Source organism: Paraclostridium sordellii, assembly GCF_000953675.1.
GTDB lineage: Bacteria > Bacillota > Clostridia > Peptostreptococcales > Peptostreptococcaceae > Paraclostridium > Paraclostridium sordellii.
The window spans coordinates 1,262,317-1,275,702 of the sequence record NZ_LN679998.1 but is presented as its reverse complement, the minus strand read 5'-3'; the positions used below and the strand labels follow the sequence as shown (position 1 = coordinate 1,275,702).

16 protein-coding genes are annotated in these 13,386 nt (G+C 26.8%); 1 reads left to right on the top strand and 15 read right to left on the bottom strand.

Going from position 1 to position 13,386, the window contains the following annotated elements; all coding sequences use genetic code 11:
* Positions 1 to 67: 67 nt before the first annotated feature.
* From rpoD to ATCC9714_RS06130, 11 genes are all read right to left on the bottom strand, one after another.
* On the bottom strand, positions 68 to 1,240 hold the full coding sequence (gene rpoD, locus ATCC9714_RS06180; protein WP_021128327.1) for an RNA polymerase sigma factor RpoD: 1,173 nt from the start codon (positions 1,238 to 1,240) through the stop codon (positions 68 to 70).
* Between the two features lie 18 nt (positions 1,241 to 1,258).
* Complete coding sequence (gene dnaG, locus ATCC9714_RS06175) at positions 1,259 to 3,076, bottom strand: DNA primase (protein WP_021128328.1); 1,818 nt, start codon at positions 3,074 to 3,076, stop codon at positions 1,259 to 1,261.
* A gap of 258 nt (positions 3,077 to 3,334) precedes the next feature.
* Positions 3,335 to 4,114: a 3-deoxy-7-phosphoheptulonate synthase gene (aroF, locus tag ATCC9714_RS06170; RefSeq protein ID WP_054630802.1), complete on the bottom strand. Its 780-nt coding sequence runs from the start codon at positions 4,112 to 4,114 to the stop codon at positions 3,335 to 3,337.
* Positions 4,095 to 4,601 carry a 2-amino-4-hydroxy-6-hydroxymethyldihydropteridine diphosphokinase gene (folK, locus tag ATCC9714_RS06165; RefSeq protein WP_054630801.1) on the bottom strand — a complete coding sequence of 169 codons (507 nt, stop codon included), beginning with the start codon at positions 4,599 to 4,601 and terminating at the stop codon, positions 4,095 to 4,097. Before folK ends, aroF begins: the two co-directional genes overlap by 20 nt.
* Positions 4,594 to 4,959: a dihydroneopterin aldolase gene (gene folB, locus ATCC9714_RS06160; RefSeq protein ID WP_021123993.1), complete on the bottom strand. Its 366-nt coding sequence runs from the start codon at positions 4,957 to 4,959 to the stop codon at positions 4,594 to 4,596. Before folB ends, folK begins: the two co-directional genes overlap by 8 nt.
* A gap of 7 nt (positions 4,960 to 4,966) precedes the next feature.
* Positions 4,967 to 5,758 (bottom strand): dihydropteroate synthase, encoded by a 792-nt coding sequence (gene folP, locus ATCC9714_RS06155; protein ID WP_054630800.1) that lies wholly within the window; start codon positions 5,756 to 5,758, stop codon positions 4,967 to 4,969.
* Between the two features lie 10 nt (positions 5,759 to 5,768).
* Positions 5,769 to 6,341: a GTP cyclohydrolase I FolE gene (folE, locus tag ATCC9714_RS06150; protein ID WP_054630799.1), complete on the bottom strand. Its 573-nt coding sequence runs from the start codon at positions 6,339 to 6,341 to the stop codon at positions 5,769 to 5,771.
* Positions 6,342 to 6,376: 35 nt separating this feature from the next.
* A complete protein-coding gene (locus ATCC9714_RS06145; protein WP_057540175.1) occupies positions 6,377 to 7,060 on the bottom strand; it encodes a hypothetical protein in 684 nt (227 codons plus the stop codon).
* Complete coding sequence (locus tag ATCC9714_RS06140) at positions 7,039 to 7,794, bottom strand: aminotransferase class IV (protein ID WP_244465162.1); 756 nt, start codon at positions 7,792 to 7,794, stop codon at positions 7,039 to 7,041. The genes ATCC9714_RS06145 and ATCC9714_RS06140 overlap by 22 nt, the downstream gene beginning before the upstream one ends.
* Complete coding sequence (gene pabB / locus ATCC9714_RS06135) at positions 7,778 to 9,118, bottom strand: aminodeoxychorismate synthase component I (protein WP_057540177.1); 1,341 nt, start codon at positions 9,116 to 9,118, stop codon at positions 7,778 to 7,780. The genes ATCC9714_RS06140 and pabB overlap by 17 nt, the downstream gene beginning before the upstream one ends.
* Positions 9,112 to 9,705: an anthranilate synthase component II gene (locus ATCC9714_RS06130; protein WP_057540179.1), complete on the bottom strand. Its 594-nt coding sequence runs from the start codon at positions 9,703 to 9,705 to the stop codon at positions 9,112 to 9,114. The genes pabB and ATCC9714_RS06130 overlap by 7 nt, the downstream gene beginning before the upstream one ends.
* Positions 9,706 to 9,925: 220 nt before the next feature.
* On the opposite strand from ATCC9714_RS06130, the gene ATCC9714_RS06125 reads away from it, so the two are divergent.
* Positions 9,926 to 10,087: a hypothetical protein gene (locus ATCC9714_RS06125; RefSeq protein ID WP_021123981.1), complete on the top strand. Its 162-nt coding sequence runs from the start codon at positions 9,926 to 9,928 to the stop codon at positions 10,085 to 10,087.
* A gap of 13 nt (positions 10,088 to 10,100) precedes the next feature.
* On the opposite strand, the gene ATCC9714_RS06120 is transcribed toward ATCC9714_RS06125, so the two are convergent.
* The 4 genes from ATCC9714_RS06120 to ATCC9714_RS06105 form a co-directional block, all read right to left on the bottom strand.
* A complete protein-coding gene (locus tag ATCC9714_RS06120) occupies positions 10,101 to 10,424 on the bottom strand; it encodes a hypothetical protein (RefSeq protein WP_054630795.1) in 324 nt (107 codons plus the stop codon).
* 84 nt (positions 10,425 to 10,508) lie between these two features.
* Entirely contained in the window at positions 10,509 to 11,201 is a 693-nt protein-coding gene (locus ATCC9714_RS06115) for a polysaccharide deacetylase family protein (protein ID WP_057540181.1), read from the bottom strand.
* Positions 11,202 to 11,228: 27 nt separating this feature from the next.
* Positions 11,229 to 12,188, bottom strand: a complete 960-nt coding sequence (locus ATCC9714_RS06110) for a CAP domain-containing protein (RefSeq protein WP_057544748.1) — start codon at positions 12,186 to 12,188, stop codon at positions 11,229 to 11,231.
* Between the two features lie 112 nt (positions 12,189 to 12,300).
* Positions 12,301 to 13,098 (bottom strand): MORN repeat-containing protein, encoded by a 798-nt coding sequence (locus tag ATCC9714_RS06105; RefSeq protein ID WP_021128340.1) that lies wholly within the window; start codon positions 13,096 to 13,098, stop codon positions 12,301 to 12,303.
* Positions 13,099 to 13,386 lie beyond the last annotated feature (288 nt).

Genomic DNA, 13,386 nt, shown 5'->3' with positions numbered 1-13,386 from the left:
CGTTTTAATTCCTTTCAAATATATTCTGCATATATAAAAATTCGCCCATTATAGACGAATTTTTATATTAATCTAAGTAATCTCTAAGTTTTTTAGATCTACTTGGATGTCTTAGTTTTCTTAAAGCTTTAGCTTCTATTTGTCTTATTCTTTCTCTTGTTACATCAAATTCTTTTCCAACTTCTTCAAGAGTTCTTGCACGACCATCTTCAAGTCCAAATCTTAGTTTTAAAACTTTTTGTTCTCTCTCATTTAAAGATCCTAAAACTTCTTCAATTTGTTCTTTTAATAAAGAATAAGCTGCTGCTTCAGCTGGTGCTGGAGCATCATCATCTGGTATAAAGTCTCCTAAGTGACTATCTTCTTCTTCTCCTATAGGAGTTTCTAATGAAACTGGGTCTTGAGCAATTTTCATAATTTCTCTAACTTTATCTTCTGTCATATCCATTTCTTTTGCAATTTCCTCAGGCTTTGGATCTCTACCTAACTCCTGTAGCAATTGTCTTGAAACTCTTATTAATTTATTTATAGTTTCAACCATATGAACTGGTATTCTTATTGTTCTTGCTTGATCTGCTATAGCACGAGTTATAGCTTGTCTTATCCACCATGTAGCATAAGTACTGAACTTAAATCCTTTTGTGTAGTCGAATTTTTCAACAGCTTTTATAAGACCTAAGTTACCTTCTTGGATTAAATCTAGGAATAACATACCTCTTCCTACATATCTCTTAGCTATACTTACAACTAATCTTAAGTTTGCTTCTACTAGTCTTTGTTTAGCAATTTCATCACCTTCATGCATTCTTCTTGCAAGTTCCGCTTCCTCATGAGGTTTAAGTAAAGGTATTTTACCAATTTCCTTAAGATACATTCTAACAGGGTCATCTATGCTGATTCCTTTAGGTAGAGTTAAATCAATTTGTTCTATTTCCATGGTATTTTCTTCTTTAGAACTTTCTTCATCAATACTGTCATCTATATCTAGACTAGACATATCTACGTCTTCTACACTAAATTCTATATCTGCATCAGCCTTTTCTTCTTTCTTTTGTATTACTTCTATTCCTAAATTTCCTAATGTTTCATATAAATTCTCAACCTGATCTTTATCAAGTTCTGTTTCAGAAAAAGCTTCCATTATCTCCATTAATGTAAGACTTCCTTGCTTTTTACCTTTTTCTATAAGAGATTTAGCGGTTACTCTCTTTGATTCTTTTTTTGGTGTTTTAGTTTCCATGCTCAATCCTCCCTTCATTTATATTTGTTGTAATAATCTTCTTAATTCAACTATTTTTATAGCAATTTCCATAACTTGTACATCTACCTCTTTCGCATTTGAATTATCATTAGATTTATTTGTTTCTAATTCTTTTTGCATCTTCAATAAATTATCTATATCATATTGAAGTTTATTTCGTTTTACCTTCTTTATTACTTCTTCTATACTTTTATTATCATTTAAATTTATATTTTCAATTTTAATAGAATATAAATTTTCAAGATATTCTTCGGATAAGTTTAAACTTTTCAATTTGTCAATAGTTATTTTATCCAAATCTTCATTTTTAATTATAAATTTTAAAATTTCTTTATTTTCTTTTAAAATAAAGTCATTTTCATCAAACTTTAAATTTATCCAAGTTCTTAAATCTTTATTTTCTAAAATTATTCTTATTAGAGTTTTTTCTATAAACTCGTTTCCATTATTTATTATGGAAGGTTTTTTATAAGCATTTTCGTCTCTTTTTACATATTTTTGATTTTTAAATTTTTCATTATATCTTGGTTTATAGTTATTTCCGTAAACTTCTTTTTTCAATGAATCTTCACTAATTTTACTTTCTAAGCTTAAAAATTTAATATAGTAATCTATATCTACAGCACTTTTTAAAGTTTTTATTATTTTTGTACTTTCTTTTGTAAACTTTAGTCTGTCTTCATCTTTTGTTAAGTCATAATTTTTTTTACATTGAACTATTTTGTATTTTATATAATGAACTGCATTTTCTATAGCTTGTTGATATTCAACTAAACCATATTTTCTAATAAATTCATCTGGGTCCTTTACATCTTTTAAATTCAAAACTTTAACATTTATATTTGCGCTAGTTAATATATCTATAGCTCTTAAAGTTGCTTTAACTCCTGCTTCATCTGAATCATAAGAAATTACTACATTATCTACATATCTTTTTAATAATTTCCCTTGTTCTAAAGTAAGGGCTGTTCCAAGTGTAGCACAAACATTTCTTATACCGTATTGATATAGCGAAATTAAATCCATATATCCTTCAACGAGGATCATTGTTCTATTTGATATATTTTTTCTAGCAAAGTTAAGCCCATATAAATTATATTTCTTGTTAAATGCTAATGTATCTGGTGAATTTAAATATTTAGGAAGCGCATCATCTAAAACTCTTCCACCAAAACCTATTACATTTCCTCTATAATCAAATATAGGAAAAATCACCCTATTGATGAATCTATCATAATACTTATTTCCATTTTCTTTATATGTAACAAGACCACATTCAACAAGGGTATTTTTATCATAGCCCTTGCTTATTAAATAATCCATAAGATTAGTCCATGCTTTAGGTGCATATCCTAATCCAAACTTTTTAATTATCTTATCATCAAGACCTCTTTTTCTTAAATATTCATACCCATAATTCTTATCTTTAATTAGATTTGAAAAATAATATCTAGCAGCTTCTGTATTTATATCTTGGAATTTCTTTATTTTTTCCATCCTAATTTTAGATTGCTCGTCCATATTTGTGTTTATTTCAATTCCACAATCTTTTGCTAATAATTTGACTGCATCCATAAATTCAAGATTTTCAATTTTCATAATGAAGTTGATAACATCTCCACCTTCTCCACACCCAAAGCATTTATAAATTTGTTTTGAAGTGTTTATATAAAATGAAGGAGTTTTTTCTCCATGAAATGGGCATAAACCTTTATAGTTAGATCCTGACTGCTGTACTTTGATGTAATCTGATATAACCTTTACTATATCAGACCTAGATTTGATTTCTTCTATCGTATCTTTTATATCAATCATATTACCACCTTCTGGTGTAATTTTTTTAACATTACTATTTTACAATATATTAGAAATTTGTCAAATGTTCATTATACATATTTCGACTTTTTTTATAAAATTCCTTCTTTTTTATCTAAATTTTTTTAATGTATAATTTACTTGAATTAATTTCTACTTAAAAATTTGTCACTTTATTATTTTGCATAATATTTATCATTTCAATACCTTTTTTTATAAAATATAAAAATAAAAAAGAGGCTTTTAGCCTCTTAAATACTAATATAATCCTTTTATACTATTCATTAAGTCTTCAAACTCATCAAAATTAAGCGACTGTGGCCCATCTGATAAAGCTTCACTTGGATTTGGGTGTACTTCTATCATAAGACCATCTGCTCCAGCTGCAAGGGATGCTATAGACATAGGTTTTACCAAATATCTAACACCAGTTGCATGACTTGGATCTACAACTACAGGTAAATTTGTCTCTTTTTTTATTATAGGCACTGCAGCTATATCTAAAGTGTTTCTAGTATAATCATTGTAGGTTCTTATACCTCTTTCACACATTATTATATTAGAATTACCACCTATTGCGATATATTCAGCTGCTCCAATCCATTCGTTTATAGTAGAGCTTATCCCTCTTTTTAGCATAACAGGCTTATCTTGTTTTCCTACTTCACTTAAAAGAGTAAAGTTTTGCATATTTCTAGAGCCAATTTGAATTATATCTGTTACATCATATATTTTTTCTAAATCTCTAGCATCCATAAGTTCTGTTATTACAGGTAATCCTGTTTCTATTTTTACAGCTTTTAAAATTTCAAGGCCTTCTTCTTTTAATCCTTGGAATGAATTTGGTGAAGTTCTTGGTTTATACGCTCCACCTCTTAGCATATTAGCACCTTGTTTTTTTATAAATTTAGCCGTTTCTAAAAGTTGTTCATAACTTTCTATGGCACATGGGCCAGCCATAATTATTTTATTTTTTGGTAGTTCTAAATTTTCATTTATCTTTATATTTAAATTATTATTAAATAGGTTTTTCTTCATTACCTATAAACTCCTTTACTTCTTCTCTTTCCTCAGCCGTCAAAGATTCTAGGTATTCATTTATATGCACATCATTTATTTTTAAATTGTTGCTTATATCTAATAATGGAATTAATACAAATGCTCTTTCCTTTATTCTTGGATGAGGAATTTCTAATTTTTCTTCTTGTAAAATTATATCATTAAAAAATAATATATCAATATCTATAGTTCTTGGCCCCCATCTAATTTTTCTCTCTCTATTTAATTCTAGTTCAACCTTTTGACACTCATTTAAAAGTTCAATCGGTGATAAATTGGTTTCTATTTCAATGCACATATTTAAAAAATCATCTTGTTCTGTATAACCCCAAGCCTTAGTTTCATATAATTTAGATTTTTTAGTTATCTTTATATCTTTGTTAGATTGTAATTTTGATATTGCTTGTTTTAAATAATTTAATCTATCACCTATATTAGTCCCCAATCCTAAATATACTTTATTCATATCTTCGTCTCCTTATTTCAACCCCAAAATAATCATATATTCCAGGTACTGGAGCTTCTGGCTTCTTTACTCTAACCATAATTTCTTCTATTAATTCAAATCTTTCAAAAACTTGTTTTGCTATATTTTCAGCTAATGCTTCCAATAAATTAAATCTTTGTTTTTCAACTATATCTTTTACCACTTCATAAACATCTCCATAGCTTACAGACTTCTCCATATCATCTGTAATTCCAGCTTCTTTAGTATCTAAGTAAAGTTCCATATCAACAAAAAACTTTTGACCTAACACGCTTTCTTCCTTGAAGACACCATGATATCCATAAAATCCCATATTGTTTAATAGTATTTTATCCATAAAGCACCTACTTTCTACATATAGCATCTGTTACTTTAATAGCTCTTAAATTGGCCTTTATATCGTGTACCCTTACTATATCTACCCCTGCATTTATACCTAAAACAGTTGTAGCTATAGTCCCTTCAACTCTTTCCTTTGGTTCTACATTAAGAATATTTCCTATCATAGATTTTCTAGATGTTCCTAATAAAATCGGATATCCTAATTTCTTTAACTCATTTAAACGACTCATAACTTCAATATTTTGTTCAAATGTTTTTCCAAAACCTATTCCTGGATCTAGTATTATTTTTTCATTACTTATACCTGATTGTTGTGCAATTTTGATACTTTCTATAAAAAACTCCTCTATAGACTTCATTATATCTTTTTCATAATCAGTTCCATCTTGATTATGCATTATACAAACATAGGCATCATATTTAGCTATAGTATTTGCCATTTTAGGGTCTTTTCTAAGCCCCCAAATATCATTTATCATATCCGCTCCTAACTTTAAGCTTTCCTCTGCCACCTGAGCCTTATATGTATCAATTGAAACTTTTACATTCAATTTTTCTTTTAACGCTTTTAAAACAGGTATAACTCTTCTTAGTTCTTCATCTTCATCAACCGCTTCATGCCCTGGTCTTGTTGATTCTCCTCCAATATCAATTATATCCGCACCTTCATTTATCATTTCTTTTGCATGATTTAATGCTCTTTCTAAACTCGTGTAACTCCCTCCATCTGAAAAACTATCTGGAGTAACGTTTAAAATTCCCATTAAATAAGTTTTTTTGCCATAGTCAAACATGTAATCTCTCCTATCTCATATTTATTAAACTCATCGCTTCAGCTCTAGCGGCTATATCTTTTTCAAATATTCCTCTTACTGCAGAAGTTATAGTCTTTGATCCAGGCTTTTTTACACCTCTCATAGTCATACACATATGTTCAGCTTCTAAAACCACTATTACTCCATACGGTTTTAATTCCTGCATTATAATATCTGCAGTTTCCTTTGTTATTCTCTCTTGTAATTGTGGTCTTTTAGCTAAATCTTCTATAACCCTAGCAAGTTTAGACAGCCCAGTTAATCTACCATCCTTAGGTAAATATGCAATATGAGCTTTACCAAAAAACGGAACTAAATGATGCTCACAGCATGAATAAAAAGGTATATCTTTTACTAAAACTAGTTCTTCATGTTCCTCAGATTGAAAAAGAATTTTTAAATGTTCTCTTGGATCCTTATGTATTCCCGAAAAAATTTCTTCATACATCTTAGCAACCCTACTAGGAGTATCTAAAAGGCCTTCTCTATTTGGATCTTCACCTATTGCTTCTAGGATATCTCTTATCGCATTTTCAATTTTACTTTTATCTACACTATACATATGGTTAACCCCCTTAATTTTTTCAACTAATATTTTTATTTATTAGAAAATACATACTCGTATACATTTTTTAAGTCTCTATAATCATGTTTTTCATATACCTTAGTCACTAATTTAAATAAGTCTTTTTCATTTTCTCTTAAATATTTAAATATTTTTTTATCTTTTAGTATCCATTTTCTATTTTTTATAAAGTATCCCTTTATTATATCTTTTAGATATGTATTAGTCAAAAACTCATATTCATAATTTTCAAAACTATCTTTTTCTTCTAAGCTAGATATATTGCCATATAAAATGTTTGCCATAATATCTATTTCTTCTTCAGATATTTTTTTTGGACCTTCATTATACTTAATAATTGATGAGTTTATAAGTTCACTCGATAAATTACTTTTATCATATATAACTTTTGCATCTTTCATTTCATTTATAAAAAAATATTCGCCATTTTCTATCATATGTTTTGTATAATCTATAGAAAATTTATTAATATCAAACTCTATATTTTTTATTTTTTTTATATATCTTATTTGATTATTTTCTTGATTGCAAATTACAAATATGTCAATGTCATTAATATTTTTTACTTTCATGTTTTCAATATTTTTACTTGATCCAACTAAGAATATAGCTAAAGTATTTTTATCATTTTTTATAACCTCAACTACTTCATTATAGCAATGTAAAATTTCATTTAAAGTTGTAAGTGTTCCCATATAGATTTAAACACCTCACTATAATTTTTAAATTTAAAACTGTCTATTTGTACAACTTTCATAACTTCCATCAAGCTATTACTTACAAAGCAAAAATCAAACTTTTCTATTTCCGTAATTTCTATATCACATTCTATAATCTTGATATCTAATTCTTCACATATTGATTTTACCCTTTTTTTCATCGTTCCATTTAGAATTGGAAGATTGCTGTTAGGAGTGTAAATTTTATCATCTTTAACAAAATATATATTACTTATAGAACATTCTAAAATTCTATTTTTATGGTCTATAAATATAGAATCATTAAAGCCTTTACTAATAGCGTAATCTCTGCTATATATATTTTCAAAATAATTTGTTGTCTTATGTCTATATAATATACTTTCACCTCTTATAATAGGTGATACTGTCAGTTTAAAACCCCTATCATAGGAACTTTTGTCATATGTTATATCTCTCGTCGTTATGTTATACCCTTCATCAAATAAAGTTAATCTCAAAGCTTTATCTTTTATATTTTTTTCATTTATATAATTTTCTATAATATTAATTATTTGTTTCTTATCTATATCTATATTTAACCTTAGTTCTTCTATTGAATTTAAAATTCTATTTATATGCATATCTAAATAAATAGGTTTGCCTTTTTTTATTTTTATAGTTTCAAATACTCCAATTCCAAATTTACATAAATCACTATTAAAACTTACACTATTATTCATAATATCCATTTATAGCCTTCATTATAGACTTAGCCTTATCTAAAGTTTCTTGATATTCATCTTCTGGATTAGAATCCCAAGTTATTCCTCCTCCAACTTGAAAATGTATATTAGAATCTTTTTTGATTAGAGTCCTTATAGCTATATTAAAATCCATATCACCATTAAATCCTATATATCCTATAGATCCTGTATATACATTTCTTTGAGTAGGTTCTAACTCATCGATTATTTCCATAGCCCTAATTTTTGGAGCTCCTGTTATAGATCCACCTGGGAAAGTTGCTTTTATTAAATCTATACTATCAAGAGAATCTTTAAGCTCTCCTGTTACTGTAGAAACTAAATGACTAACATTTGCATATGGTTCAATAACAAATAGTTCAGGAACTTTGACAGTACCAACTTTTGAGACTTTTCCTAGATCATTTCTTTCTAAATCTACAATCATTAATAATTCAGCTTTATCTTTTTCACTATTTCTAAGTTCCTCTTGAAGTAAAACATCCTCTTCTATTGTTTTTCCTCTAGGTCTAGTACCTTTGATTGGTCTTGTTTCTATATTTTTAGAAGTACATTTTATGAATCTTTCTGGAGAGTTGGATAAAACTTGATACCCTTCAAAGTTTAAAAATGCAGCAAATGGAGCTTTACTTACATTTCTTAGTCTTTTATATAAATCATAACTAGATAAGTTTATATTTCCACTGAATCTTTGAGTTAAATTTGCTTGGTATATATCGCCTTGTCTTATATATTCTCTCACTTTCTCAACAGAGTTTATATAATCCTCTTTTGTAAAATTAGATGTTAGTTTTATTTTCTCTGTAATTTCTTTTTCATCTGTATTTGTTCTACATTTTTCAAATGTTTTTATAAGTGCTTCTATTTCATCTACTACCTTAGCTTCTAACTCTTTATTCAAATTTGGAGTCGCAATATATTTTTTATTTTCTAAGTGATCAACTACTATAACAAAGTTATAAAGTCCAAAATATAAATCATATACATCAGTGTCATCTAAAGCTGTTCTTGGAAGATTTTCCATATAATTACCTATATCATAGGATAAATAGCCTACAGCCCCACCTATAAAAGGTAAACTTGTGTTATTATCCACTTTATATTTTTGCATTTTTTCTTTTAAAGTATCTAAAGGATTTTTTTCACTATTTTTTAATTTAACAATTTCAAATGGTCTAGAACTTATAAACGAATATCTACCTAACTTTTCTTCATCCATACCACTATCTAGTATAAAACTATTCTCTTCATCTTTAAATATTGTATATATTTCAAAGGAGTTTAAGTTTGTTTTCAATTCTCTTAACATTTTGATTCCTCCTTAGTTAATCTTGCCTGATTTAAAAAATTTCTTAAAAGTTCATGCCCCTGCTCTGATAAAATTGCTTCTGGGTGAAATTGAACACCTTCTATATTATAATTTAAGCATTTAATTCCCATTATCTCTCCATCTTTGCTTTTTGCTGTGACCTCAATTTCTTCTGGCAATGTTTTTTCATCTATTATAAGAGAATGATATCTAGTTACATTTAGAGGGTTTTTTAGTTCATTAAATACACCTTTATTAATATGATTTATAGGATGAACTTTACCATGTACAGGCTCTTTAGCCTTTATAATTTTTGCTCCAAATGCATGTCCTATTATCTGATGTCCTAGACATATACCCAGTATAGGAATACTTTCTTTAAAATATCTAACTACATCTATACATATCCCAGCCTCATTAGGTGAGCATGGGCCTGGTGATAATACAATGATTTCTGGATTCATATCCATAATATCCTTTATCTTAATTTCATCATTTCTTTTAACTATAACTTCTTCACCTAATTCACTCAAAAACTGAACTAAATTATAAACAAAAGAGTCATAATTATCTATCATTAGTATCATAAACTGCCCCCTTAAAATTAACATTTTACACAAAAAATCATTATTCTTTAAATTTTTTATATTTATTATATATTAATTATATATTCCTTAAGAAATTAATGTCAACATAGTCATTTTTGATGAAATAGTCAAGAATATGTTGAGTATATTTATTTAATTAAATCAAAAAATACTATCTATAATAATATAAATAGTAACACATATCTTAGGAGGTTGTATAATGAATAAATATATTATAATAAGATCTGACACAAAGTCAATTTCTCTTCCCATGTCTCAAAAAGAAGCTATAAAAAAAATTCAAACTTATGAAAAACAGGGAATATCATCTTTAATAATATATGATAAAAAATATGCAAATTTAACTCCTCTAAAAAATTAAATTTAAAAGGAGCCTATGAGCTCCTTTTTGTCCATCTATAACCAACATTATAATATTTTTCTTTCTTACCTTTTTTATTTCTAATTTCAATTAACTCGTTTATTTTTTCAATATAATTTTCATCATTTGTAAGCCTTATTAAACTAGTTAAATAATATACATTTGTACTTTTGGGTATCTTTTTACTTATGACTAAGTCTATAGCCTTTTTTGCTGCATCAAAGTGCTTTAGGTGTGTATGTCCTTCCTTAAAATCTTTTTTTGTATTATAAGCTATATAACCTTCCTTTACTTGAAATATTATAAACTCTTTTCTTTCAAATATTTTATTATACATACACTTCACCCTTTTTAGAAATAGTCTTATTATATAATATTAATTTCTAAGGAAAAGTGTATCTAAAATTTAATTATTTTCAAATTAATTATAAAGTTCAGATACAGTTACAAATTCATACCCTCTCTTTTTCATTTCTGGTATAAATATGTCTAAAGCCTCTACAGTGTTATTAGTTGCATAATCATGTAATAAAATTATATCTCCATTTTTAGCATTATTTATTATAGCATTAGCTATATTTGATGCTCCTGGATTTTTCCAGTCTTTTGTATCAACAGTAGTCCATAAAACAACTTTATATCCATGTTTTTTAGCAATATTTGATAGTTCACTTTCTTTATAGCTTCCATAAGGAGGTCTAAATAAAGTAGGTTTTTTCCCAGTTATTTTGGTTATAATCTCTTCACACTTAAGTATTTCATTTTCTATTTCCAAAGGACTCATATTTGAGATATCCGGATGATTAAATGTATGATTTCCTATCTCATGACCTTCTTTGCTAGCCCTTATAAAAGGTTTTGTATACCAGTTCACATGTTTACCTGCCACAAAGAAAGTTGCTTTTACATCATGTTTTTTTAAAACATCTAAAACTTGTTCAGTTTCTTTAGGATGAGGACCATCATCAAATGTTATTGCTAATTTTTTTTTATCTCTAGGTCCATTTTTAATAAAAATTTCTTCATTTTTACTAAGTGCTGTTACTGAAACCATAGATACCATTAAAAGTAATGTAATTAGAGCTAGTGAGTATTTTTTTTTTGATTTCTTCATAATTATACGTCCTTTCATTTTGTCAATTTATCTACTATAAAAATTTTGTGTATAATATATTTTATAGTGTCCACCAAAACTAACTCCTACTCCTACATTCTCATAATCCCCTAAAATATTTCTTCTATGCCCTAATGAATTCATTAAAGCCTCATGAGCATAGACTGAATTTATTTGCCCTGCTGCAATATTTTCTCCAGCAATGCTGTATATTATATCTTCTTTTTTCATCCTATCAAATGGAGTTTCATTTTCCTTATTTAAATGATCAAAGTAATTATTTTCTTTCATATCTTCACTGTGTTTTTCAGAGCTTATTTTCGCCTTTTCACTAAAAGTTAACCTATCTAAATCATTTTTATCTCTTTCACTATTTATTAAATCTATAGTTTGCATTTCAAAACTATATTTTAATTGTTCATTGAAAACTGGATATATATCACTTGTTTTATTTTCTATATTTTTATCTATTATTTGATATGATCTTACTTTAGAATTATTATGGATATCATAAAATAAAGTTATATATTTATCGTCTTCTAACAAGATATCAAATTGATTTTTTGATTCAACTACAAATTTAATATTTCCCTTTTTTTTATATTCTATTGGTTTATATTTTTCTCTTACATCAACTAACTTGTCTCCTATCTTTATTCCTTTAGTTTCACAAGAGTTCAAAGAATTACTATATAACCCAACAACTTTTTCATTTTCTATTCCTACCATAATAAAATTATTTTTAAATCTATTATATACGTACCACGTAAATCCATATTCACTTAAATCTTTTCTATCTGGTAGTCCAATTTTACTAATTACGCTTTCTTTGTCATCTCCAATTTTAATATATTCATAGCTTTTTATATTCTCTGTATCTAATATTATAGTTTCTGTGTATTCATTTGAGTTTTCGTTGTATTCATTTATAAATACATATCCTAGAGATAGAACTATAAATAATAATATGCATATAATTTTCTTCAAATCTTCACATCCTCAATTAATATAACTTTTAAAGCTTTTTAAATTATATACACTTATTAATATTTATATTCTTTTTCTAGTATAAAATAAGCCAACCTAAAATTAGGTTGGCTTATTTTATACTAGAAAGGATTTCATCTAAGCTTCGATTGAATATACTCGGCTTATCAAACTTCCAATTACCTTGATATGAAATTTCATTATCTATATAGAAAGTGCCTTGTCCATGTTTTTTCCCATGTCTAAATTCACCAATATATTTTTTGTTATCTGGCCATATATAAGTTCCCTGTCCATGTGGAAGATTATTTTTAAATTCACCTTCATATATAACATTGTTATTTTCATCATAACAAGTTCCTATTCCATCCATCTTTCCATTTTTAAAGTCTCCAATATACATACCTGAACTTTTCCATATGTATACTCCATTGCCTTCTTTTTTACCTTGCTTCCAATTTCCTAGATACTCATCCTCACTCTTATATACCATCTTTCCTATTCCATCCATTAAATCGCATTTCCATTCTCCTATATAAATACAACCATTGGGTAATTCACACATTCCATGGCCATCTTTCATGTCATCTTTAAAACTTCCTATATATTCTAAATCTTCTTTTTTATCTTGATGAAAAATATATATACCTTTACCATTCATTTTTTCATCAACTAATTTTCCAATATATGTATCTCCATTGTAAAAAGTATGAATTCTGCTAGAGTCTTTTTTGCTTGAAACAGTTATACTTTGTCCATTCTCTAATGCTAGCTGTTCTTGCCCGCAATTAATCATTTTTTTAGAAGCAAATTTATTAAAAAGACTTATACGTTTAATTTCTTTTTCAATATTATGTATAGTTCTCCTATACATATCTAATAAATCTTTGTTTTTTTGATGTGCATTCATATAACTACCCCACTACTTTCAAATTATAAGTTTATATACTATTATATATTAAAAATCTACTTTTTTTCCATACTTTCAATAAAATTTATTTTATTACAACAATAAAGCATACTATATAGTATGCTTTATTGTTGTAATAAGTTTTCCGTTTAATTGTTTTTAATACTTCCGTTCTAAATAATTACCGTACAAAATAATATATTAAATTTTCAATTTAATATGTACTTTAATCGATACCTTTTTAACAAATCTAGATTTTGTTTTATGTGATAAAATTTACCACATTTA